This window comes from Ruegeria lacuscaerulensis (assembly GCF_013034745.1).
In the GTDB taxonomy this organism is placed as follows: domain Bacteria; phylum Pseudomonadota; class Alphaproteobacteria; order Rhodobacterales; family Rhodobacteraceae; genus Ruegeria; species Ruegeria lacuscaerulensis_B.
The window spans coordinates 153,676-177,575 of sequence record NZ_WQGP01000009.1; the positions used below are offsets into that span (position 1 = coordinate 153,676).

Genomic DNA, 23,900 nt, shown 5'->3' on the forward strand with positions numbered 1-23,900 from the left:
CCTAATGCGTGAAATCGGTGACAACGGCAACGCCGGGCGGCGTCGGGTGGTCAAAGGCGGCAAGTTCTTCACTTACCTGGGACAAAGAAATATGCCGCGTCACCAGTGGGCTCAGGTCAACACTGCCCCCTGCGATCAACGACAAAAGCGAGGGGTAGCGCCAGCTGGGCATACCGCGGGTTCCGAATACGGCAAGCTGACCGGAATAAAGCGCATCCATCGGCAAGGTCATGTTGCTATGCGGTCCGGCGGGCATTCCTATTTGCACCATGCGACCCAGCTTACGCAGGGATTTCATGGCGGCGATTGTAGTAGTTTCGATCCCAAGAGCTTCGATCGCGACATGGGCACCACCGCAGGTGATATCCTTAATAGCCTGTGGCGCATTGCTGGTCGCCGCGTTGACCACCACATCTGCACCCAGAGTTTTGGCGTAGTTCAACTTGTCGTCGGCGATATCCACAACGATCACGCGCGCACCCAGCGCCTTGCCCAGCAACAGGGTCGATATCCCTACTCCACCGCCGCCGAAAACCGCAAGCCATTCACCGCCTTGCAACTGCGCACGCCCCACCAGGGCCTGCCAGGCCGTCGTGACACGACAGCCCAAGGCAGCAGCAATTTCAGGAGCCATTGTATCAGGCAACACCGAAAGATTGGCATCTGCATGCGCTACCGAGACATATTCAGCAAATGCGCCATCGCAGGTAAAGCCAGGCACCACCTGATCGGCGCAGATTGTCTGATGGCCTTGCGCGCAATCCGGGCAATGGCCGCAAGCCAGAATGAAGGGCGCGATCACCCTGTCTCCGACCTTCCATCGGCTGACGCGCTTTCCAACCGCAACCACCTCGCCGCAGAATTCGTGTCCAGGGATCATGGGCAGGACAACGTCGGGGTCCGCACCAGACCATGCGTGCCAGTCGGAACGGCACACGCCGCAGGCCAGCACGCACAGAACCACACCGTCCTCTCCCGGTTTCGGATCGGAAACCGAGGCCAGCTCGAGCGGCTGGCGATAGGTGATTAGACGCGCCGCCCGCATCCGCTTAGACCAGTTCGATCTCGTAGCGTTCGATGACCGTGTTTGCCAACAGTTTTTCGCACATCTGGGTCACGTCGGCTTCGGTCGCGCCGTCGGCCAGCTCAAGGTCGATCACCTTGCCCTGACGCACGCCTTCGACCTGATCAAAGCCCATGGCACCCAATGCGTGGCGCACGGCCTCGCCCTGCGGGTCGAGAACCCCATTCTTGAGCATCACATGCACACGTGCTTTCATTCCTGCAACTCCAGCTAAGGGCCAAAAGTCGCGGCCCGTTCCGTTGCGCGGGGGATAGCGCGCCTTTTGCCATTCGACAACCCTTGTCCGCACGCAGTTTGCCGCAGGAACCGGCGCAAAAGCAAAAACGCCGCGCAAGGGCACGGCGTTTCCAGTATTCCACGCAAGCGAGGCAGATCAGTTGATCAGCGTAGGCTTGGTCACATTGCTTTTGGGCAGAACGCCCAGACGGCGCGCGACCTCGGAATAGGCATCCGTCAGGCTGCCCAGATCGCGACGGAATACGTCCTTGTCCAGCTTCTGACCGCTTTCGATGTCCCACAGACGGCAACTGTCGGGGCTGATCTCATCGGCGATAATCAGGCGCTGGAAATCGCCTTCGTACACGCGCCCGATTTCGATCTTGAAATCGACCAGACGAATACCCACCGCCAGCATCATGCCGCTGAGGAAATCATTCACCCGCAGCGCAAGGCTGAGAATATCATCCATGTCCTGCTGGCTGGCCCAGCCAAAGGCGGCGATATGTTCCTCGGTCACCAGTGGATCACCCAGAGCGTCATCCTTGTAGCAATACTCTACGATCGGACGCGGCAATTGCGTGCCTTCAGCAATGCCCAGACGTTTGGACATCGACCCGGCGGCATAGTTGCGCACGATCACTTCCAACGGCACAATCTCGCAGCTACGCACCAGTTGTTCACGCATGTTCAGGCGGCGGATGAAGTGCGTCGGAACGCCAATCTGGTTCAGACCGGTCATGAAAAACTCGCTCAGGCGGTTGTTCAGAACGCCCTTGCCGTCGATCACGTCTTTTTTTTCCGCGTTGAAGGCAGTGGCATCATCCTTGAAGTACTGAACGATCGTACCCGGCTCGGGGCCTTCATACAGAATTTTTGCCTTGCCTTCGTAGATTTTCTTGCGACGCGCCATAAGCGACCCTTCCAGACTGACGAGCGGGAATATTCCCGCTTCTTGGCGCTCTCATAGTCCAACCCCCCTTTTCCCGCAAGCGCAGTAAACCGAGAGGCTTTGACGCAGCGCAAATCCCTTGCGTCCGGGCGCGGCTATCGTCATATCATCAATCAAGAAGATATAACCGAAGAGGTCCCCAACCCATGACCACGTTTGACGAACGCGAAAACGCATTTGAAGCCAAATTCGCCCATGACGAAGAAATGCAGTTCAAGGCGCAGGCGCGTTGCAACAAGCTGCTGGGCCTGTGGGCCGCGGAAAAGCTGGGCAAGTCCGGTGCCGACGCTGAAGAATATGCCAAAACTGTTGTGATCGCGGATTTTGAAGAGGCCGGGCACGAAGATGTCGTGCGCAAGGTTTCTGGCGATCTGGGCTCGCTGTCCTCGGATGACGAGATCCGCGCCAAGATGGCCGAGCTGTTGCCTGAGGCCAAGGCGCAGGTTCTCAGCGAGACCGACTGACGGGTATCTGCCCCGCCTCATGATCTTCATGAGATTTATGAATTTGCTTTGAAGTCCCGGTCATGAGACACGGGACTTCTTAGTTTTATCGGCTTCGCCGACTTTTTGGGATAGCCCAATGACAAACGCACTGACGAAACTTCTGGAAACCAAAGATGCGATTCTGGCCGATGGGGCCACCGGAACAAACCTGTTCAACATGGGCTTGCAATCCGGTGACGCGCCTGAGCTGTGGAATTTAGACGCGCCTGACAAGATCAAGGCTTTGTATCAGGGCTCGGTCGATGCGGGCAGCGATCTGTTCCTGACCAACACCTTTGGCGGTACATCCGCCCGTTTGAAACTCCACGACGCGCAGAACCGCGTGGCTGAGTTGAACCGCATCGGGGCCGAGCTGGGCCGTGAGGTGGCCGACAAGGCCGGCCGCACCGTGATCGTCGCGGGCTCGGTCGGGCCGACCGGAGAGATTATGGAGCCCGTGGGCAGCCTTTCTCATGAAGGTGCCGTCGAGATGTTCCACGAGCAGGCCGAAGCGTTGAAAGCAGGCGGTGCCGATGTGCTGTGGCTTGAAACCATCAGCGCACCTGAGGAATTCCGCGCTGCCGCCGAAGCCTTTGCGCTGGCCGACATGCCCTGGTGCGGGACTATGAGCTTCGACACCGCAGGGCGCACCATGATGGGTGTGACTTCGGCCGACCTGGCGCAACTGGTTGAAACGCTACCGAACCCGCCCGTGGCCTTTGGCGCTAATTGCGGCACCGGAGCATCGGACATTTTGCGTACAGTTCTGGGCTTTGCGGCACAGGGCACCGAACGTCCTGTGATCTCGAAAGGCAATGCGGGTATCCCCAAATATGTGAACGGCCATATCCACTATGACGGCACGCCCGAGTTGATGGGCCAGTATGCGGCCATGGCCCGCGATGCCGGCGCAACAATCATCGGTGGCTGCTGCGGCACGATGCCCGATCACCTGCGCAAGATGCGCGAAGCGCTGGACAGCGCGCCGCGTGGTGTGCGCCCTACTCTGGATCAGATCACGGATGCGCTGGGGCCGTTCTCATCGGCCTCGGACGGCACGGGTGAGGATGCCGTGCCCGAGCGACGGACACGCCGCCGCCGCCGCGCCTGACGATCAGCGCCCCTCGAATTTCGGGGGGCGTTTTTCCATGAAGGCCACGACACCTTCGGCAAAATCACGCGAACGTCCGCATTCGCCCTGCAAATGGGCCTCGATCGTCAGTTGTTCGTCCAGCGTTTTTTCGTAAGTACCACGGATCGCTTTCTTGATCGCGCTGAACCCTGCGGTCGGACCATTTGCCAGATAAGTCGCCCGTTTGCGCCAATGTGCGTCGAATTCCGTGTCTGGGACGGCCTCCCAAATCATGCCCCACTCATCTGCTTGCCGGGCGCTGATCTTGTCCGCGAAAAGTGCGGCGCCCATCGCCTTGGCAAACCCCATCTGGCGCGGCGTGAACCAAGTGCCGCCCGCATCCGGCAACAGCCCGATCCGCGCGAAGGCTTGCAGGAAATAGGCGCTTTCCGTGGCAATCACTACATCGGCACATAGCGCCATATTGCACCCTGCCCCCGCCGCTGGACCGTTCACCGCCGCGATGGTCGGCACGGGGCAGTTGTAGATCGTTTCCAGCATCGGTTCGTATTCATCGCGCAAGGTCCGCTCAAGGTCGATCTTGCCGGTGCTGGACGCATCACCCAGATCCTGCCCGGAACAAAACGCTGCGCCAGCGCCGGTCAGAACCACCGCACGCGCATTCGCGGCCGCCTGTTTCATCGCATAGGCGACCTCGGCCCGCATCTGCGCTGTCATCGCGTTCATCTTGTCGGGCCGGTTCAATGTCAGCACCGCCAGATTGTCCGAGATGTCGAGCAACACGGTTTCGTAATTCATCAGGATCCCCCCAAACAACAGTCTTGGGCAAACCCTGACGCAATTACATCACAAGGGAAAGACCGACCAAGGGTTAGTCCTTGAGAATTTGTTCCAATCGCTTCTTTTCCGCCTCGCTGAGCGTATCCGAGCCCGCGACCTGAACGTCCGAACGTTTTCTCAGGAAATTCCACCCCATCGCAGCGGCGATCAATAGCATGATCGGACCGGCCAGCCACAACATCAGGTTCGACCCCGTAACTGTTGGCTTCAGCAAGACATACTCGCCGTAACGATCTACAATGAACCGGATCGCCTCGTCATCCGTGTCCCCGGCAACCAGACGCTCGCGCAACAATAGGCGCAGGTCACGGGCCAGATCAGCGTTGCTTTCGTCGATACTTTCGTTGCGGCAAACAAGGCACCGCAGCCCGGTGCTCAGATCGCGGGCGCGTTGTTCAAGAACCGGATCGTCCAGCACTTCATCAGGCTGCACCGCAAACAGGGGTGAGGCGATTAGGGCGAAGATCAGGAAAAGGCGCTTCATTCCGCAGGTACTCCGCCACTTGGGGCCTTGCGCGCGCCCGCTGCGACCCGGAACCGCCGGTCCGACAGGCTGAGGAAACCACCCAGCGCCATCAGGATACACCCGCCCCAAATCCAGTTGGCCAGCGGTTTGATATAGGTCCGCATGACCCAGCCGCCATCGGCCTGCTGATCGCCGATCACAACATAAAGATCGCCTAAAAAGCGATAGTCGATCGCGGCCTCTGTTGTGGGCATGCGCGCAACTGGATAGTCGCGCTTTTCGGGATGCAGGCTGCCCATCGGACGACCATTCTTTTCGACCCGAACATCAGCAGTTGTCGAGAAATAGTTGGGACCTTCAACCCGTCTGACATCTTCCAGTGTCAGCGTAAATTGCCCAACCTCGAAAGGTTGGCCAGGTTGTGCGACGCGGATATCCTCGACTTCCCAAGCGGTCAAACCCGCAATGGCAAAGATAGTGACGCCAAGCCCAGTATGAGCGACTGCTTTGCCCCAATCCGCACCAGGCAGTCGGAACAGACGTTGGATGCTGCCTTTACGGCCCGTGCGACTCCACAGGTCCACCGCTGCCCCGAAGGTGATCCATGCGCCAAGAAACAGCCCAACCGGGCCCATGGCGCTGCGGCCGGTCTGCATCGCCCAAACCAGAATGGCCAATGCAACAGCCAGCACAAACGCATAGCGTAGCGAATATGCCGCTTTGCCGATCTTACCCCGCTTCCACGGCAGGATCGCCCCAATGGGCAGCACAAGGCCCAAAGCAATCATGAAGGGCGTGAAGGCGGCATTGAAGAACGGAGGCCCAACGGACAGTTTCCGATCAAACGCCATCTCGGCGACCATGGGCCACATGGTTCCGAAAAAGACCACGAAACAGCTAACGGCCAGCAAGATATTGTTCAGCACCAGCGCGCTTTCTCGGCTGACCATTCCAAAGACACCCTTGGCCTCCATCGCCTGCGCGCGTGCGGCAAACAACGTCAGCGCGCCGCCAATGAAGATCACAAGAATGAACAGGATGAACACGCCGCGTTCCGGGTCGTTTGCGAAGGCATGGACCGAGGTCAGCAACCCCGAGCGCACGATGAACGTGCCGATCAGCGAGAACCCAAATGCGATGATCGCTAGCAGGATGGTCCAGCTTTTCAGCGCCTCGCGTTTCTCGACCACAATGGCCGAGTGCAGCAGCGCCGCCGCCAAAAGCCATGGCATGAACGAGGCATTCTCAACCGGATCCCAGAACCAGAATCCACCCCAGCCGAGCTCGTAGTAAGCCCACCACGATCCCAGCGCGATACCGATGGTCAGAAACACCCATGCGGCCAATGTCCAGGGGCGTACCCACCGTCCCCAGGCCGCGTCTACGCGGCCCTCGATCAGGGCGGCGACGGCAAAGCTGAAGGCCATGCTCAGACCCACATAGCCCAGATACAGGAAGGGCGGATGGAAGGCCAATCCGGGGTCTTGCAGCAGAGGATTCAAGTCCCGCCCATCAAACGGAGCGACGATCAGGCGATCAAACGGGTTCGATGTAAACAGGATAAAGGCATAGAACGCGACACCAATTGCCGCCTGCACCGCCAAGACGCGTGCTTTCAGCGTTGGCGGCAACCCCGCGCCGAATATCGCTGCCATACCGCCGAAAATCGCCACGATGAAGACCCACAGCAACATAGACCCTTCGTGATTTCCCCATGTGCCGCTGATCTTATAAAGCATCGGCTTTGCGGAATGGCTGTTCTCAACCACGATGCGCAGCGAGAAGTCCGAAGTCGTGAAGGCCCAGACTAATGCACAGAAAGAGAACCCGACCAAAACGAACTGAGCGATGGCCGCCGTCTCGCCGAATGTCATCCACCCGGTCCACCTTTTGGCCGCGCCGATCAAGGGAACGACTGTTTGCACAATCGCAACGAGGAAGGCGAGGATGAGCGCGTAGTGACCGAGTTCTGTAATCATGGCCCCGGATATAGTCCTGTTGCGTCGCAAGCACCAATAACTTTCGCTTAAACAGCACGCACATAGTGTCGCGGGTCAGGCTGTTTTCGCGCGACGCCACTCTTCAAGTGCCGGGTTCTGGTCCGGGGTCAAGATCATCTCGGACAGTTCTGCGTCAGGGCCAGGATCCGACCGACCCACGCTGGTGTGACGTAGCGCATTCAGGGTCTCGATGTTTCCGGCAACCTGGGGTGCGCGCAGGACTGTGGCTGAGATTTCCCGCTGCAAATCCTGTGCCTTGGCCTGATGTCGCGCACCGAAATAAAACGACACGATGACCCCCAAAAGCCACCAAAGCGGCTCGGGCACCAAGGCGATTCCCTGCATTCGGGCGGCAAACCACAGCGGGTCGATCATGGCAGCCACAAACAACCCCATCGTTCCCAGCGCCAGCGCGGGGCGCGGCAGGCGGTTTAACCCGTCGATGAACCGGTCATAGGCGCCTTTCTGCGGCATCTGAAACTCGGCCCCAAACTGCGCAAGCGTTTGGCTTTGAACCGTCGCATCCCGGACAGCGCTGTTTTCGGCATTCTCGCGGAATACCTCAGCGGTTTCACGCACCACGTTGCGCCCTCCTCCGAACAGAAACGTCAAGACATCCGAGATCAATCCCATTGCGCAACCCTTTGCTGAAATTCGCGTTCGTTCAGGTGATAGCGGGCCGAAATGAACTCTTCCGCCCGGCGTATCCACCCGCCCTTCCCCCCGGCCCGCGTTCGCGCGTATTTTCGGGACGCAGGGCGACGGTCGGCCAGTCGAAAGTAATAGTTCCGGCGCGCAATCCCGTATGCATCGGCCAAGGCCGTTGGGCTCCTTTCGGCAGCCTTGAGGCTGGCCTGCGCGGTTTGCGGCCCGATGACCCCATCAACCGTCACCGCAAACCCCATATCGCGCAGCAAGTGTTGCAGGAGTTTCACGGCCTGCGCGCCGGTATTCACATACATGTCGAAAACTGACGCCTGAAGACCCTCGGGCAGCAAGGCCAGACGGGGACGGTCGAAATAATGCGTGACGAAAATCTCGACGGCTCGCGATAGGCTGAGCAGCCTGACATCCTCTGTCGTCATCTGACCGTCCGCGTTCAAATCCAGCCCCAAACGCCGCATCGTATGGATTGTGACGCCGTATTTGGTCGCGCCGCCGGGGTCGTCCGGGTCGTCCACGAACCCACCTTCGCGCGCCACGATCTGCTTTGCGATATCCCGAACCGTTTGCATGGCATCCTCCGCATCTGATTGCCGAGGACGCTGGCAGAGAACGGTTAATTCAGAACAATGACAAAGGGCGCTGCAAGGTTCATCCTCGCAACGCCCGTTTACTCAAATCTGAGCGGAGTTCAGCTATCGCTGCCTTCTTTGTAGACGCCTTGTTCCTTGAGCGCATCCACCACCTCTTTTGGCATGTATGTCTCATCGTGTTTCGCAAGGATTTCAGTGGCTTCAAACACGCCATTCACGTAGCTGCCTGTGCCAACCATACCCTGATTTTCGGTAAACAAATCAGGCAGGACACCGGTAAAGGCCACCGGTACACTTTCACCGCCATCTGTGACGACAAAGGTCACAGTCTCACCCTGCCCCCGCACGATTGAGCCTTCTTCGACCAACCCGCCGATGCGAAAAACCTCCGTCGGTTTGGGTGGCTCGGCGATTACTTCGCTGGGGGACCGGAAAAAGTTGATTCCATCCTGCAAAGCCCACCCAATCAACGCCGTCGATGACACCAAGGCCACCACAGCCAGCAGAATGATTTGTACGCGACGACGTTTCTTGAGAGACTTCATGATATCCTCACGGGAATAGAGGGGCCATCATCAGGCCAAGGGTTTCAGTTTCACCTAACATCAGGTTCGCATTCTGCAAGGCTTGGCCACTGCTACCTTTTGTCAGATTATCCAGCGCGCCGATCACAATGGCGCGACGTTCGATCCGGTCGCCCACCACGCCGATATGGCAAAAATTCGAGCCCCGCACATGATGGGTCGACGGGGTCTCACCGAAGGGCAGCATCTGAATGAAAGGTTCGTGTTCGTAGGTTTTGGCCAGCGTTTCATACACGCTTTCTGGATCGCCTTTCACGTAAGTGGTCGCCAGGATGCCCCGGTTGGCCGGAACCAGATGCGGCGTGAACTGCACATGGACCGGACGTCCTGCTAGGGCCGAGAACTCCTGATCGAACTCACCCAGATGCCGGTGCGTGCCACCCACGGCATAGGCGTTGTACCCTTCGCTGAGTTCGGCATGCAGCAGATTTTCCTTGAGCGACCGCCCCGCGCCGGACACCGCGCATTTGAGGTCCAGAATGATGTCATCCAGATCAATCACCCCGGCCGAGATCAGCGGGCGCAGCACATATTGCCCTGTAGCCGCGTTGCAGCCGGTACCCGCCACCAGACGCGCATCGCGGATATCATCGCGATAAAACTCGGTCAGGCCATAGACGGCTTCGTCCTGCTGCGCCAAAGCGGCATGCGGGTTGCCGTACCATTTCTCATAGTCATCCGGGTCGCGCAGGCGGAAATCGGCGGAAAGGTCAATGATTTTGAGATCTTTGGGCAGATCGCGGATGACCTCTTGGCTGGTTTTGTGCGGCAAGGCGCAGAAACACAGGTCGATCTGCGAAAAGTCAATCTCGGCTATCTTGCACAGGTCCGGCAGATCCATATGGCGCAGATGCGGAAAGACCTGCGCCATGGACTGGTCCGCCTTACGCTCGGCGGCCAGCGCAGTGATCTCCATATTCGGATGCTCGGCGATCAGGCGCACGAGTTCGGCACCGGTGTAGCCGGAAGCGCCCAGAATTGCGATTTTATGGGTCATGTCAGACCTCTTCTATTCATATGTCACATATCACGACCGCCGATGCGCCGGCCTTGGTTTACGGATTCGCCCGTTTGGCGTCCTTGACCTAAGTCAGACAGCCTCGAAGGAGATTTGTCGTCGCAGGAACTGCGTTGCCCGGTCACTGACGAAGGCGGGCTTGCCGGTGGTCAGAAACCCAGCCTCGCCCTTGCCCAGCATGTTTGGATGCCGGGCTAGGTAATCCGCTAGGCTTTCGGCCACCAGATCACCTTGGCTAAACACCTGCACATTCGGACCAAGAGCCGCCTGGAAGGTCTCGGCCATAAGCGGGTAATGGGTGCAGCCCAAAATCGCGGCCTGCGGATCAGGCATCTTGCGTTTGAGAGCATCGACATGGCTGCGTACCAGGGCTTCGGCCAGAATCATGTCGCCGTCCTCGATGGCATCGACCACGCCGCCACAGGCCTGGGCCTCAACATCCACGCCAATGGCGCGAAAGGCCAGTTCGCGCTGAAATGCACGGCTGGAGACAGTCGCGGGCGTCGCAAACAGCGCCACATGTTTTACGGCAACCTCACGCGGAGGGCTGTTGTCGCCCCATTGCCGCTCGGTCAAAGCCTCGATCAGCGGTACAAAGACACCCAGCACGCGCTTGCCCTCGGGCACGCCTTCTTCTTGCATCCGGCGCAGCGCAGCAGCGCTGGCGGTGTTGCAGGCCAGGATCACCAGATCACAGCCGCGGTCCCACAACGCGTTCACCGCCCCGCGGGTCAGGTCATAAATGTTTTCCGCATCCCGCACGCCATAAGGCGCGTGCGCGCTGTCCGCGTAATACAGAAAATCCACTTCCGGCAGACGTTTCTGCGCGGCGTCCAGAACGGTCAACCCGCCCAAACCAGAATCAAAAATACCTACTGCCATTTGCCCCTTCAGGCGCGATGCCGTTCCTCAAACTCATAGCCGTAGTCATAAGACTTCAACGGCTTCGGGGACAGCTCATACGTGGCTTTGCGCAGGAAATCCATCATCTTGCGTGTGTCACTGGCCAGAGGGTCCAGAACGTCGCGGCTGATCGGCTTCCCGATCGCCACTTTGACCGGAGTGTCGACACGTTTTTTGAACTCTTTGATCAGCAATCCCATGCGCAAAGTGCTGTGCAGATGGCTGGCGATCTGAAACAGACGCGAGGTGTGACCGTCAAAGAAGACCGGCACCACTGTTGCGTTCGATTTAGCGACCATTCGTGCAGTAAAGCCGCGCCAGCCCGGATCCATCGGGTATGAGAACGGCTTAACCCCGGTGCTGACCGTACCGCCGGGGAAAATCCCAATCGCGCCACCGTCACCCAGATAGTTCAGGGCCGTTTTGCGAGTTTGCAAGTTCAGCTTCATCGCTTCTTTGGTCTCGTCAAACGACACAGGCAACACGACCCGGTTCAAGTCTTCGGCCTTGCGAAACACGCTGTTGGCCAGAATGCGGAAATCGCCGCGCGTTTGCGACAGAATATGTCCCATCATCATCCCATCAAGAATGCCATAGGGGTGGTTGGCAATCAGGATCAGCGGGCCGGTATTGGGGATATTCGCGAGCGATCCGCCCACCACATCCAGAGAAAGGCCATAACGGTCCACCATGACCGTCCAAAAATCGCGGCCCTGCGCGACCTCTTGCTCATAGCCGTCCGCGCGTTTGATCAGGCGCATCCGACCCGTCGTGTTTTCCATCAACTTGATGACCATGCGACCGCCTTTGGTTTCGGCGGAATAAGCATAGGAAATGTCACGAGCGACATGGCGGGGCGAAGGCATTGCGGTCTCCGAGGTTCTGTGGCCTGCAACTTAGGTGCAGCCCACAGGTTTGCCTAGAGATCGTGACAGGGATGTGACGATCTATTCCGCCGCCGCGCGCAAATCGGGCCCACCGCTGCGAATGACAGACAACAGTTCTTCGCGCCGCTTGGCGGCCTTGGCTTCGCTTTCCTTCAAGACCGGACCAAAGCCACGAATGTCCAGCGGCAGACGCGCCAGTGCGATCACCGCGTCCCGTGTCTGAGCGTTGATCAGCGGAGTGATCTCTTTGAGATCACGCTCATATTGTTTGATCAGGGCGCGCTCCATCCGACGTTCGGAGCTGTAGCTAAAAATGTCCAGAGGCGTCGCTCGCAAGACTTTCAACTTGGACAAGAGCTTGAGCGGACCCAGCATCCATTCGCCATAGGTTCGTTTTTTCGGGCGACCATTCGGCCCCTTGCTGCCAAGAATGGGCGGGGCCAGATGCAGGGTCATTTGAAAATCGCCATCAAACTCGGCTGTGGCTTTTTCGCGACTGGTCAGCAGCAGACGCGCGACCTCGTATTCATCCTTGTAGGACAGAAGTTTGTGATAGCCCCGCGCTACGGCCTCGCGGATATCGGTATCCTCGAAGGCATCGACCATTTTGCGATACTTTTTGGCCAGACGCGCGCTTTGGTAATCGGTCAGGTGGTTAGCACGGAAATCAATGATCTGATCCAGCGTTTTGGGCAGTTCAGCGACGTTCGGTTTCAGGATATCGGCGACCTGCTGCGGGTGCAGAACCGCCCAGCGGCCGATATCAAAGGCGCGCTTATTGCGTTCCACTGCAGTGCCATTCAATTCGATAGCCTGTTCTATGGCCGAATGGCTGACCGGGAGTAATCCACGCTGCCACGCGGCCCCAAAGACCATCATGTTGGAATAGATCGAATCCCCCATCACGGCGCGCGCCAATGCGGTCGCGTCGAACAGGGAGACATCCTCTTTCAGCCGCGCTTCCAGTGCCAGTTCCAAACGTTCGCCAGGGATACGGAAGGCGGTGTCACGCGTAAAATCACCTGTCACCGTTTCATGGTTGTTGACCACGGCACCGGTCTGGCCCGCACGGGTCAGGCCCAGGGTCTTTGCCCCTGCGGACACGACAAGATCGCCACCAATCAGCGCATGTGCCTCGCCGGTGGCCACGCGGATGGCGCTGATATCTTCGGGGCGATTGGCCAGACGACAGTGGATATGCACCGCGCCGCCTTTTTGCGCCAGGCCAGCCATTTCCATCATGCCCGCACCTTTGCCGTCGATCTGCGCCGCCTGCGCCAATACCGCGCCCAGCGTCACCACGCCGGTCCCGCCAATTCCGGTAATCACCACGTTGTGCGTGCCATTGATCTCTGGCAGATCGGGCATTGGCAAATCCGGCAAGTCGATTTCGGTGGTGGCCTCCTTACGGATCTTCGCACCTTCCAACGTGATGAAAGACGGGCAGAATCCGTTCACACAGGAAAAATCCTTGTTGCAACTGGATTGATCAATCGCGCGCTTCCGGCCCAGCTCGGTCTCTTTCGGAACGATCGAGACGCAGTTGGATTGAACCCCACAATCGCCGCAGCCTTCACAGATGTCAGTGTTGATGAAGACACGTTTATCCGGGTCCGGGAACGTTCCGCGCTTGCGACGGCGACGTTTTTCAGCAGCGCAGGTCTGCACGTAGACAATGACCGAGACGCCCTCGATCTCGCGGAATTTTTCCTGAACCTGCATTAGTTCGGCGCGTTCGAACGTATCTACCCCCGATGGCAGCGCCTTGAAATTCACATCTTCCTTTTCGTCATAGACCAAAGCCACGTGCTGTACGCCCATCGCCTTGACCTCGGCCACGATGCGTTCGGCGGTCAAATCGCCCTCATTGCCCTGTCCACCTGTCATGGCAACGGCATCATTGAACAGGATCTTGAAGGTAATGTTCGTCCCCGCCGAAAGCGCCGCCCGGATGGCCTGCACGCCCGAGTGGTTATAGGTCCCGTCGCCGAGGTTCTGAAAGACGTGCGGTGTGGTCGAGAATGGAGCCTCGCCAATCCAGTTCGCGCCTTCGCCCCCCATCTGGGTAAAGCCCGAGGTATTTCGGTCCATCCATTGAACCATGTAGTGACACCCTATGCCTGCATAAGCACGGCTGCCGTCGGGCACCTTGGTCGAGCTGTTATGCGGACATCCCGAGCAGAAATAGGGCAAACGCGTCGCGATCTCTTCGGCATTGTCGGCCCGGCGCGACTCGGCCAGTTTGGCAAGCCCTGCACGCACACCGTCGGTTTCGCGCCCCTCTTCGATCAGGATATCGCCCAGCTTTTCCGCGATCATAATCGGATCAAGGGCACCGCGGGTCGGGAACAGCTCTTCCCGGTGTAGGGTCCCTGCACCACCTTTGTACCACCCATACACGCGCCGCCCGCGACGGTCGTCGAAGATGGCTTCCTTGACCTGAACCTCTATCAGCTTGCGTTTTTCTTCGACGATGACGATCAGGTCCAGCCCTTCGGCCCAGTCATGAAAACCCGCCATATCCAGTGGGAAGGTCTGGCCCACTTTGTAGGTTGTGATCCCCAGCCGTTCGGCCTCAGCCTCGTCGATATTGAGCAGCGACAGAGCATGGACCAGATCCAGCCAGTTCTTGCCCGCCGCGACGAAACCGATCTTGGCACCGGGTTTGCCCCAGACGCGCTTGTCCATCTTGTTGGCGTGCGAGAACGTCTCAGCCGCGAACCTTTTGGCGTCGATGATCCGCGCCTCTTGCAGGTGCGGCGTGTCGCCAAGACGGATGTTCAGGCCGCCTTGGGGCATGTCGAATTGCGGCGTGACCACTTTGATCCGATCCGGGCTGCCATCGACGACCGAGGTCACTTCGATCGTGTCCTTCATCGTCTTCAACCCGACCCACACGCCCGCAAACCGGCTGAGCGCATATCCGTAGATGCCGTAATCGAGGATTTCCTGAACACCCGCCGGGCTGACAATAGGCATATACATATCCACCAACGCCCACTCGGACTGGTGCAGCACGGTCGAGCTTTCGCCGGTGTGATCGTCGCCCATCGCAACAAGGACACCGCCATGTTCCGCCGTTCCCGCCATGTTGGCATGGCGCATCACGTCGCCCGAACGATCAACGCCGGGGCCTTTGCCGTACCACAGGCCGAACACGCCATCGAACTTGCCATCACCCCGCAGACCTGCCTGCTGACTGCCCCAGAGCGCGGTGGCAGCAAGATCTTCGTTCAGGCCGAATTGGAAGGTGACATCGCTTTCAGCCAGATGCTTTTGCGCCCGCATCATCTGCTGATCGACCGCACCCAACGGAGAGCCCCGATACCCTGTGACCAGACCTGCAGTATTCAAACCTGCCTGTCGGTCACGTTCCTTCTGCAACAGCATCAACCGCACAAGCGCCTGTGTGCCGTTCAAAAGGACGGGGTTCTTCTCAATATCAAACCGGTCGTTCAGCGATATCTGTGGCTGGCTCATCAGACGTCTCCCCTCGTCAGATCAGTGTGCGTATTTCCCTCGCATTTTAGGTCACAATTTCTGACCTGTATAGGGTTTACCCTCTGTAATCCTGCCAAAATCACAGTTTGAATGTAGAACTTGTTACCTATTTCATATAGGGCTTCCAAAAGATAACGAAAGTTGCGGCGATGGATTGGGACAAGCTTAGGATATTTCACGCGGTGGCCGATGCAGGCAGCCTGACTCATGCGGGCGACAAGCTGAATTTGTCGCAATCCGCCGTCAGCCGCCAAATTCGGGCGCTGGAGGAATCGCTTGATTCGACTCTTTTCCACCGCCACGCACGCGGACTGATCCTGACCGAACAGGGCGAGTTGCTGTTCGACGCCACCTCGGCCATGTCTAAACGTCTGGATGCCGCCGCCGCGCGTATCCGTGACAGTGAAGAAGAAGTGTTCGGCGTTCTGCGCGTCACCACAACGTTCGGCTTTGGCACGCTCTGGCTCGCACCACGCCTACCGAAGCTTTACGAACAATACCCGGACCTTAACATTGACCTGATGCTAGAGGAGCGGGTTCTGGACTTGCCCATGCGTGAAGCAGACGTCGCCATCCGCATGAAAGAGCCCAGCCAGGCTGATCTAGTACGCAAACGCCTGATGACCGTTCAGATGCAGCTTTACGCCACGCAAGAATATCTAGAGGAAAACGGCGCCCCTGAGGAGTTGGAGGAAATCGCGAACCACCGGCTGATCAGCCAGACGCCATCGGCACCGCAAGTTGGGGCAAGTGCCGCCATGGTACGGCACCTGATGACCTATAACCCCAGGTCCCTGTTGTCAGTGAACAACTATTTCGGCGTGCTGCAAGGCGTGCTTCACAACCTTGGCATCGGCGTCTTGCCGGACTACGTAACCCAGGATTTTCCACATCTGGTACCCCTGCTCACCGATATCGAAACTGCAGATGTCCCCGTTTATCTGGCCTACCCCGAAGAACTGCGACATTCCAAGCGTGTCGCCGCTTTCCGCGACTTCGTGCAGGACGAAATCATCGCGCAGCGCAAACAGTTGAAGCAGATGGGAAAACTCTAGCTATGCACCAAGGTCATAGCGGACATGACCTTTGATCAGTCTGAAACATCTTGATCGTTCATAAAGTGATCCCTAAATGAGCACATGAAGGCGATGATGCTGCAACGCTCATCATCTTCATACCTCCCTGTTGGACTATGGCCGAGCTTAGTGCTCGGCCTTTTTTTTGGCTTCCACCCTTGTCGCCCCCGCAAAACTACTGGGAAAAATTCCTCCAACCGCATATGATCCCGAAAAAGCTAAATAATTTGTGTTCGAGGGCTCATTCATGCTTCACCCACTTCGCCTGGCGCTGGCGATGGTCGCTGCGCTTTCTCTGGCGGTTCCCGTTTTTGCGCAGGATACCAGCGCGTCATCGGTCACAATTCCCGAGGATCTGACACCTGAACAGGTCGACGATCTTGTTGCGCGTATGTCTGACGATCAGGTGCGCGCGATTCTTCTGGAGCGGCTGGATGCCGTGGCCGAACAAAAAGCCGCTGAAAAAGCCAATGTCGAAGACCCACTGACCGAAATCAACGAAATCTGGGCCGAGATGGTTTCGTCCTGGACTCATGTTCTTACAACACTTCCCAGGATTGTAACGGCGCAGATCACAGCGTTCGGCAATTTCGCTGATACGTTCGGCACGACCGGGGTTTTCACTCTATTAGGGCTCGTCTTGTCCGTCCTTCTGGTTGGGTATGTCGCCGAAAAACTGTTTATTTTCCTGACCCGTCATTGGCACGAAGCGACAGAGGTCGCGGACGAGGCCGATCTATGGGGCGCTGCCCGATACCTGTTTCGACGGTTTTGTAGGGAAATCGCGGGGCTAATCGTATTTTATGTGGTCGTCCGTGCATTCGGTCGCGGCGTGTTGACGCCTGAGCAGATCATCTATGCCGGACCCTTTGTGTTCTACCTGATCTGGGTGCCGCGTCTTGGGGCCGCTGTCTCGCGCTTTGTTCTGGCACCGCAAAAACCGCAGTTCCGGCTCGTCAACATTGATGATCACTGGGCAAAATACCTGCATCGCAATCTGATTGGCCTGCTCATCTTGATCGGCTTTACCCTGTTCATCCTGCGCTTCAATGGCTTGAATGACATAACATCAGACGATACGCGCATCGGATTCTGGCTGAACGCCGCGATCCACATCTATATCGGCCTGATCGCCTGGACTGCGCGCGAGGGCCTATCCCAGATGATGTTGGGTACAGACCCCGATCACACCAAATTCGACGAAGAAGTTTCGCACTATTACCCCTATTTCGCAATTGGGGTCTCGGTCGCGATCTGGTTGCTGGTCGAATTCCTTGTGGCGCAGCGTGACCCCGCTGTCATGCGTGTTCTGGTCAACGGGGCGCATTTCACCACCATGTTCTGGCTGCTGATCGCGCCTGCACTTGATACATTGATTCGGGGCTTGGTGCGGCATCTTCAACCGCCGATGTCGGGTGAAGGGCCGCTAGCCGAACGGGCGCATCGCTCGGCCAAGCGCAGCTATATTCGCATCGGTCGCGTTATTGCGGGCCTTTTCGTTGTCTTCATGATCGCGAACGCCTGGCATCTGGACCTGCGCGATGTGGCCTCGGCCGGCGTCAGTGCCGAAGTGGGCGGCGCCGTGATCGAGTTCCTGCTGATCATCGCCATTGGCTATATCTTAAACGAGGTCGTCTCTCTTTGGATCAACCGTCGCTTGGCTAAGGAACAGACCGCAGCTGAGGCGCTGGACGAAGAAGCCGGTGGCGAAGGCGGCGGCGCGGGTGGTTCGCGTCTTGCGACTGTCCTGCCGCTGCTGCGCATCACAGCGCAGATCACCATCGCGGTAATCTTCGGCCTGCTTGCCCTCGGGGCGCTGGGCATCAACATCACGCCCTTACTGGCTGGTGCCGGTGTTCTGGGTCTGGCCATCGGCTTCGGCGCACAGAAACTGGTGGCTGACATCGTCGGCGGCATCTTCTTCCTGATCGACGATGCCTTCCGCGTGGGTGAATATGTCGATGTGGGCGGCACCATGGGTACTGTCGAAAAGATCTCGATCCGCTCCATGCAGTTGCGCCACCACCGCGGACCCGTTCACACGATCCCTTATGGTGAGATACAAAAGCTGACCAATTTCAGCCGCGACTGGGTCATCATGAAGCTGAAATTTACCGTGCCGTTTGATACTGATCCCAACAAGGTCAAGAAAATCTTCAAGAAGATCGGGGCCGAGATGATGCAGGACGAGACCCACAAGGATGGCTTCCTGCAACCGTTCAAATCTCAAGGAGTATTCGACTTCGACGATGTCGGCATGATTATCCGGGGCAAGTTCATGGCCAAACCGGGCAAACAGTTCACGCTCCGCAAAGAGATTTTCAATCGCGTGAAGGCGGAATTCAATGCCAACGGCATCGATTTTGCGCGCCGGGAAGTTCGGGTTGCCATTCCGGGATTGGAAGAGAACGAGAACCTCTCGGAAGAGCAAAAAGCAGCCGTCGGTGCCGCCGCCGCCGATGCAGTCAACAAGGGCGAAGCCCCGGCCTGAGCCCACGCTTTTTGAACCAATACGCGGGCCCTGCACTTTTGCGGGGCCCGTTTTTCTTCATCCAGACCACCCTGCGGTGACTTGACCCTTCCCACGGGCGCGCCCTTGCCCTAAAAGGCGCGCAATCTCGGCCCCTTTGGACACAGGACATAAGATGCAAGAGCCCGCCATCACCCCGGATCTGATTGCCGCACACGGGCTTAAGCCCGACGAATATGACATGATCCTCGAAATCATCGGGCGCGAGCCGACCTTTACCGAGCTGGGTATTTTCTCGGCCATGTGGAACGAGCATTGTTCCTACAAGTCCTCCAAGAAATGGCTGCGCACCCTGCCCACCTCGGGCCCGCAGGTGATCTGCGGTCCGGGTGAGAATGCAGGCGTGGTCGATATCGGCGATGGTCAGGCTGTGGTTTTCAAAATGGAAAGCCACAACCACCCGTCCTACATCGAACCCTATCAGGGCGCGGCGACTGGCGTAGGTGGCATTCTGCGTGATGTCTTCACCATGGGCGCGCGCCCCATCGCGTCGATGAATGCGCTGTCCTTTGGCGAACCCGGCCACCACAAGACCCGCCAGCTGGTGAATGGTGTGGTCGAAGGCATTGGCGGTTATGGCAACTGCTTCGGTGTGCCCTGCGTGGGTGGCGAGGTGCGGTTCCACCCGGCCTATAACGGTAACTGCCTTGTGAACGCCTTCGCCGCCGGTCTGGCGGATAGCGACAAGATTTTCTACTCGGCCGCCTCGGGCGTCGGCATGCCTGTCGTCTATCTTGGCGCCAAAACCGGCCGTGATGGCGTTGGCGGTGCGACCATGGCCTCGGCCGAGTTCGATGACACCATCGAAGAAAAGCGCCCCACCGTTCAGGTTGGCGACCCCTTCACTGAAAAGCGCCTGATGGAGGCAACGCTGGAACTGATGCAGACCGGCGCCGTGATCTCGATCCAGGATATGGGTGCAGCTGGCCTGACCTGTTCCGCAGTTGAAATGGGCGACAAGGGTGGCCTTGGCGTACGTCTAGATCTCGAGAACGTCCCCCAGCGCGAAGAAAACATGACCGCCTATGAGATGATGCTGTCGGAATCTCAGGAACGGATGCTGATGGTCCTCAAGCCCGAGCTTGAGGCTGAGGCCCGCGCCGTGTTCGAGAAATGGGATCTGGACTTTGCCATTGTTGGCGAAACAATCGCTGAAGACCGTTTCCTGATCGTTCATAATGGCGATGTCAAAGCTGATCTGGTTCTGTCGAAACTGTCTTCGACCGCGCCCGAGTACGACCGCCCTTGGGTCGAAACACCCGCAGCCGAGGAATTGGCCGAGGTCCCTCAGATTGATCCAATCGATGGTCTGCGTGCCCTGCTCTCTTCGCCCAATTACGCAGGCAAGCAATGGGTGTACGAGCAATATGACACGATGGTCATGGCCGACACCGCCCGCACGCCGGGTCTGGGCGCGGGTATGGTCCGCGTGCATGGCACCGAAAAGGCTCTGGCATTCACCAGCGACGTGACCCCGCGTTACGTGCGTGCCAACCCGATTGAGGGCGGCAAGCAGGCGGTGGCCGAAGCCTATCGCAACCTGACCGCCGTGGGGGCAACCCCGCTGGCAACCACCGATAACCTGAATTTCGGCAACCCCGAAAAGCCCGAGATCATGGGACAGTTTGTCGGCGCGATCAAAGGCATTGGCGAGGCTGTCGCCGCGCTGGATATGCCGATCGTGTCGGGCAACGTCTCGCTCTATAACGAGACCGACGGTCAAGCGATCCTGCCGACCCCCACCATTGGCGCGGTTGGCCTGCTAAACCACACTGATGAGATCATCGGAAATGAGGTGCGCGAAGGCCATGTCGCTCTGGTCATCGGTGAAACGAATGGCCATCTGGGTCAATCCGCCCTGCTGGCTGAGGTGTTCAACCGCGAAGACGGCGACGCGCCCCATGTCGATCTGGAGGCCGAAAAGCGCAACGGCGAGTTTATCCGCGCCAACCGCGAGATGATCAAAGCCTGTACCGATCTGGGCGATGGCGGTCTGGCGCTAGCTGCGTTCGAACTGGCCGAGGCCGCGGGCGTCGGTGTCCACTTAGACGAAGCTCCAACCGAATTCTTGTTTGGCGAGGATCAAGCCCGGTATTTGGTGGCTTGCAACTTTGATCAGGCTGAGGCGCTAATGATCGCTGCCGGTCAGGCCGGCGTTCCGCTGGTCTCGGTCGGCCGCTTCACCGGCGATGCGGTCAAGATCGGAGGCTCTGAGGCTGCGCTGGTTGAGCTGACCGCCACATTCCGCAGCAGCTTTGCGGAAGCTGTCGCCTGACATAGCCTTCTCAAACGATACCGAAACCCGCGCTTTGATCGGCGCGGGTTTTGTCGTCTCAGGACCACTTGCGCGCCCCGCTTAGGCGCTCTACATCTTGGGAAAGACCTTCAGGAGTAACCTACATGCCGATGAGCGCCCACGAAATCGAACACCTGCTGCGCGAAGCCTTTCCCGATGCGGAAATTCAAGTCGGCGGCAGTGATGGCGTGCATATGTCCGCGATGGTCGTGGACGAGAGCTTTCGCGGCAAAAACCGGGTTCAACAACAGCGCGCGGTCTATGCGGCCTTGAAAGGCAAGATGGACGGCCCAGATGGAGAGCTGCACGCGCTGGCGCTGACAACGAAAGTACCGGAGTAACTTAGCGATCTACGGTTCAATTGCGGCATATAGCGTTTTAGCAGTTTGCTAGCTCCACTTGTACTGATCGGTTTGCCCGGTTTGATACTTCACTATCGTAGAAGACTCCGTAATAGCGCGAACGAACAGCATCGTTCAGATAGTTCTTAATCTTGATGCCAGTGGCTTCCATCGTTTTTGCAATAGTTTTTGCATCAATAGTTGCCGCCGCATTGATCGAAGCCTATGTGAAACGGAAAAGAAAACACAAACTGGTCGAAATACGCCCGGCCCCGGACAAGATCGGCGAAGCTGGCGGTATCAAACGCCGCGGTCTCGACCCGTACATTTTGGCTCAGACGGAGCAGCGGCGGCTACAGAACGAAGGATGGACCCCCGGTCTGTCTCAGGATGAAACCAACGCCCCGGACGCGGGGGAGAAGGAAACGCAAGATGAGCGACGTTAAGACCCAGATTGACGAAACCGTCAAAGCCAACGATGTGGTGCTGTATATGAAAGGCACCAAGGAAATGCCGCAATGCGGATTCTCGTCCCGCGTGGCTGGTGTGCTGAACTATATGGGCGTCGACTATGCCGACGTGAACGTTCTAGCTGATGAAGAGGTCCGTCAGGGCATCAAGGATTATTCCGACTGGCCGACCGTGCCGCAGCTTTACGTCAAAGGTGAATTCGTCGGCGGTTGCGACATAATCACCGAGATGACCCTGTCCGGCGAACTGGACACGCTGTTTGACGACAATGGCGTCGGCTACAACAAAGATGCCGCCGACAAGATCCGCGAAGCTAACGCCTGATTAGCGGCTACTACAATCGCTTAGAACAACCTGCTCGCTGGCGGCATCGCCTGCCGCCAGATAGCTGACAGTTGCGTCCCAGCCTTTCGAGCGCAGGACATAGCTGCCACCCGGACCGCTGGAGCGGTATTGGATACCCGACCCGCTGATGGTCTGCTCCAATGCAATCAACCGGTTATCCACCAACATCGCCGCAGCACTTGCACCGTCTGTAGCGTTGAAAAAGATCACCTCCAGCGGAGTGCCGTTCTCGCATGTGAAGGTCACAGGCAGGACGTCTATCTGGGCCGACGCGACGCTGCCCCACATGCCCAGCATGGAAGCTAGCGCAGTAGCAGGGAAAAATTTCATCCCGCTTTCTCTTCCACCACCGACGCCAATGCCTCGGCCCGTGCGGCCAGTTCCGCCAGCGTATCCGTGACCGAGGGCGGCACGACCGCCACTTCGACACGCTCTGGTTCAGGCTGCGGGGCGTTGCGCAGGGTCTGCACCTCGGCCTCGACCTCAGCCAGCTTGCCTTCCAGCATCTTGATACGATCATCCGTAGCGGCGGCCTTATCGGCCAGCATCAGCCCAGCCATCAGCAACATCCGCGATTCCGGCATCCGGCCAATCTGATCCGACAGCACTTGAGCCTCGTCGTCCAACATCTTGGCAGCGGCCTGCAAGAACACCTCTTCCCCCTGCTGGCACGAGACTTCAAAGCCACGACCGCCGATTTGAATGGTCACCTCGGGCATTACTCCACCTCACCTTCCGCCAGTTTCGCGCGCGACAACAACGGCTCTAGCCGGGCCAGAACTGCGTGGGCTTCGGCCGCGTCTGTGGCTTGTGCGGCGCGGGTCGCCTCAAGCTCGGCCACCGTGGCGCGGTTCAACAATTCGGCATCCGGCATTCCGTTTTGCGAGGCAGACCGCAGCTCATCTACCGTCTCGCGCAGCTGTTCATTTGCCTTGCGCATCCGTTGCAGGTCATCATCCAGACGCGACATCGCGGCCCCGTGACTACTGCGTTCGGCGCGCAGCATCTCCAACTCGGCCGAAAGTTCAGCAACCCGCTCGCTATCAGCCAATTCGGACCGCAGACGCGCGTTTTCTTCTTCCAGAGCCAGAGCCCCGTTGATCGCGGCCTTCAACTCTTCGTTTTCGGATTTCAGCGCGTCCAGTTCATCCTGATTTTCCAAAGCCGCCTTGGCTTCGGCCAACTCGGCCCGCGCCGCTTCGACAGAAGCCAGTTTCGCGGTCGCCTCTGCTAATTGCTGACGCAATTGAGGCGCCTCAGGGTCTTCGACCGGGGCTGCACGCAAGTTTTCCATGTCGGCGCGCATCGCGTCGACCTCTTGCTCGTGGCGCTGTTTCAGCGATTTCAAACGCTCTTCAAGCTGCGCGTTGGCAACTTTTTCGTCATCCAATGCAGCTTTCAGTACATCGTCTTGTCCGGAGGGATCTGCTGGTTTGGTGCCCAAGGCATCGACGCCGGCTCCAATCCGTTCCATCGCGGCGACAATGCGACGTTGTAGTTCTTCGATCTGGCTCATACCTGTGCCACCTGTTTACCAAGGTTCCTTGAAATGTGAT

The 23,900-nt window shown here is 58.3% G+C and carries 24 protein-coding genes; 8 read left to right on the top strand and 16 right to left on the bottom strand.

All coding sequences use genetic code 11. The features are described 5' to 3' along the window. Position 1: 1 nt before the first annotated feature. The 3 genes from GOV79_RS18120 to purC all read right to left on the bottom strand — a co-directional run bounded on the left by GOV79_RS18120 (position 2) and on the right by purC (position 2,213). Positions 2-1,045 carry a zinc-dependent alcohol dehydrogenase family protein gene (locus GOV79_RS18120; RefSeq protein WP_170791027.1) on the bottom strand — a complete coding sequence of 348 codons (1,044 nt, stop codon included), beginning with the start codon at positions 1,043-1,045 and terminating at the stop codon, positions 2-4. 4 nt (positions 1,046-1,049) lie between these two features. Continuing rightward, positions 1,050-1,280 carry a phosphoribosylformylglycinamidine synthase subunit PurS gene (purS, locus tag GOV79_RS18125; protein WP_170769673.1) on the bottom strand — a complete coding sequence of 77 codons (231 nt, stop codon included), beginning with the start codon at positions 1,278-1,280 and terminating at the stop codon, positions 1,050-1,052. Between the two features lie 177 nt (positions 1,281-1,457). Continuing rightward, on the bottom strand, positions 1,458-2,213 hold the full coding sequence (gene purC, locus GOV79_RS18130) for a phosphoribosylaminoimidazolesuccinocarboxamide synthase (RefSeq protein WP_170769672.1): 756 nt from the start codon (positions 2,211-2,213) through the stop codon (positions 1,458-1,460). Between the two features lie 185 nt (positions 2,214-2,398). On the opposite strand from purC, the gene GOV79_RS18135 reads away from it, so the two are divergent. Together GOV79_RS18135 and bmt are read left to right on the top strand one after the other, a co-directional pair. Beyond that, complete coding sequence (locus GOV79_RS18135; RefSeq protein WP_170791029.1) at positions 2,399-2,716, top strand: DUF1476 domain-containing protein; 318 nt, start codon at positions 2,399-2,401, stop codon at positions 2,714-2,716. A gap of 118 nt (positions 2,717-2,834) precedes the next feature. Beyond that, positions 2,835-3,848 (top strand): betaine--homocysteine S-methyltransferase, encoded by a 1,014-nt coding sequence (bmt, locus tag GOV79_RS18140; RefSeq protein ID WP_170791031.1) that lies wholly within the window; start codon positions 2,835-2,837, stop codon positions 3,846-3,848. Positions 3,849-3,851: 3 nt separating this feature from the next. Here the strand turns inward: bmt and GOV79_RS18145 are convergent, their stop codons facing one another. The 10 genes from GOV79_RS18145 to GOV79_RS18190 form a co-directional block, all read right to left on the bottom strand. Beyond that, on the bottom strand, positions 3,852-4,628 hold the full coding sequence (locus GOV79_RS18145; RefSeq protein ID WP_170791033.1) for an enoyl-CoA hydratase-related protein: 777 nt from the start codon (positions 4,626-4,628) through the stop codon (positions 3,852-3,854). A 73-nt stretch (positions 4,629-4,701) separates the two neighbouring features. Beyond that, positions 4,702-5,154 (bottom strand): cytochrome c-type biogenesis protein, encoded by a 453-nt coding sequence (locus GOV79_RS18150; RefSeq protein ID WP_170791035.1) that lies wholly within the window; start codon positions 5,152-5,154, stop codon positions 4,702-4,704. Continuing rightward, positions 5,151-7,115 (bottom strand): heme lyase CcmF/NrfE family subunit, encoded by a 1,965-nt coding sequence (locus GOV79_RS18155; protein WP_170791037.1) that lies wholly within the window; start codon positions 7,113-7,115, stop codon positions 5,151-5,153. Before GOV79_RS18155 ends, GOV79_RS18150 begins: the two co-directional genes overlap by 4 nt. Before the next feature lie 75 nt (positions 7,116-7,190). Continuing rightward, positions 7,191-7,769: a holin family protein gene (locus GOV79_RS18160; protein ID WP_170791039.1), complete on the bottom strand. Its 579-nt coding sequence runs from the start codon at positions 7,767-7,769 to the stop codon at positions 7,191-7,193. After that, positions 7,760-8,371 (bottom strand): holin-associated N-acetylmuramidase, encoded by a 612-nt coding sequence (locus tag GOV79_RS18165; RefSeq protein WP_170791041.1) that lies wholly within the window; start codon positions 8,369-8,371, stop codon positions 7,760-7,762. The genes GOV79_RS18160 and GOV79_RS18165 overlap by 10 nt, the downstream gene beginning before the upstream one ends. Before the next feature lie 119 nt (positions 8,372-8,490). Beyond that, positions 8,491-8,937: a cytochrome c maturation protein CcmE gene (ccmE, locus tag GOV79_RS18170; RefSeq protein WP_170769664.1), complete on the bottom strand. Its 447-nt coding sequence runs from the start codon at positions 8,935-8,937 to the stop codon at positions 8,491-8,493. A gap of 7 nt (positions 8,938-8,944) precedes the next feature. Further along, entirely contained in the window at positions 8,945-9,973 is a 1,029-nt protein-coding gene (gene argC, locus GOV79_RS18175; protein WP_170791043.1) for an N-acetyl-gamma-glutamyl-phosphate reductase, read from the bottom strand. Between the two features lie 93 nt (positions 9,974-10,066). Then, on the bottom strand, positions 10,067-10,876 hold the full coding sequence (gene murI / locus GOV79_RS18180; RefSeq protein WP_170769662.1) for a glutamate racemase: 810 nt from the start codon (positions 10,874-10,876) through the stop codon (positions 10,067-10,069). Positions 10,877-10,884: 8 nt separating this feature from the next. Next, positions 10,885-11,763, bottom strand: a complete 879-nt coding sequence (locus GOV79_RS18185) for a lysophospholipid acyltransferase family protein (protein ID WP_170791045.1) — start codon at positions 11,761-11,763, stop codon at positions 10,885-10,887. A gap of 81 nt (positions 11,764-11,844) precedes the next feature. Beyond that, positions 11,845-15,264: an indolepyruvate ferredoxin oxidoreductase family protein gene (locus tag GOV79_RS18190; protein ID WP_170791047.1), complete on the bottom strand. Its 3,420-nt coding sequence runs from the start codon at positions 15,262-15,264 to the stop codon at positions 11,845-11,847. Positions 15,265-15,434: 170 nt separating this feature from the next. Between GOV79_RS18190 and GOV79_RS18195 the strand changes: the two genes are divergently transcribed. From GOV79_RS18195 to grxD, 6 genes are all read left to right on the top strand, one after another. Beyond that, positions 15,435-16,340, top strand: a complete 906-nt coding sequence (locus GOV79_RS18195; protein ID WP_170786651.1) for a LysR family transcriptional regulator — start codon at positions 15,435-15,437, stop codon at positions 16,338-16,340. Positions 16,341-16,608: 268 nt separating this feature from the next. Continuing rightward, positions 16,609-18,852 carry a mechanosensitive ion channel family protein gene (locus GOV79_RS18200; RefSeq protein ID WP_170769658.1) on the top strand — a complete coding sequence of 748 codons (2,244 nt, stop codon included), beginning with the start codon at positions 16,609-16,611 and terminating at the stop codon, positions 18,850-18,852. Positions 18,853-19,006: 154 nt separating this feature from the next. Continuing rightward, positions 19,007-21,166 (top strand): phosphoribosylformylglycinamidine synthase subunit PurL, encoded by a 2,160-nt coding sequence (gene purL, locus GOV79_RS18205; protein WP_170791049.1) that lies wholly within the window; start codon positions 19,007-19,009, stop codon positions 21,164-21,166. Between the two features lie 125 nt (positions 21,167-21,291). After that, a complete protein-coding gene (locus tag GOV79_RS18210; RefSeq protein ID WP_170354080.1) occupies positions 21,292-21,528 on the top strand; it encodes a BolA/IbaG family iron-sulfur metabolism protein in 237 nt (78 codons plus the stop codon). A gap of 161 nt (positions 21,529-21,689) precedes the next feature. Beyond that, a complete protein-coding gene (locus tag GOV79_RS18215) occupies positions 21,690-21,974 on the top strand; it encodes a hypothetical protein (protein WP_170791051.1) in 285 nt (94 codons plus the stop codon). Continuing rightward, a complete protein-coding gene (gene grxD, locus GOV79_RS18220) occupies positions 21,961-22,323 on the top strand; it encodes a Grx4 family monothiol glutaredoxin (RefSeq protein WP_170791053.1) in 363 nt (120 codons plus the stop codon). The genes GOV79_RS18215 and grxD overlap by 14 nt, the downstream gene beginning before the upstream one ends. On the opposite strand, the gene GOV79_RS18225 is transcribed toward grxD, so the two are convergent. From GOV79_RS18225 to GOV79_RS18235, 3 genes are read right to left on the bottom strand one after another with little or no spacing between them, the layout of a single operon-like run. After that, entirely contained in the window at positions 22,324-22,674 is a 351-nt protein-coding gene (locus tag GOV79_RS18225; protein WP_170769655.1) for an MliC family protein, read from the bottom strand. Then, positions 22,671-23,063, bottom strand: a complete 393-nt coding sequence (locus GOV79_RS18230; RefSeq protein ID WP_170786647.1) for a cell division protein ZapA — start codon at positions 23,061-23,063, stop codon at positions 22,671-22,673. The genes GOV79_RS18225 and GOV79_RS18230 overlap by 4 nt, the downstream gene beginning before the upstream one ends. After that, entirely contained in the window at positions 23,063-23,860 is a 798-nt protein-coding gene (locus GOV79_RS18235) for a hypothetical protein (RefSeq protein WP_170786645.1), read from the bottom strand. Before GOV79_RS18235 ends, GOV79_RS18230 begins: the two co-directional genes overlap by 1 nt. Positions 23,861-23,900: the final 40 nt, after the last annotated feature.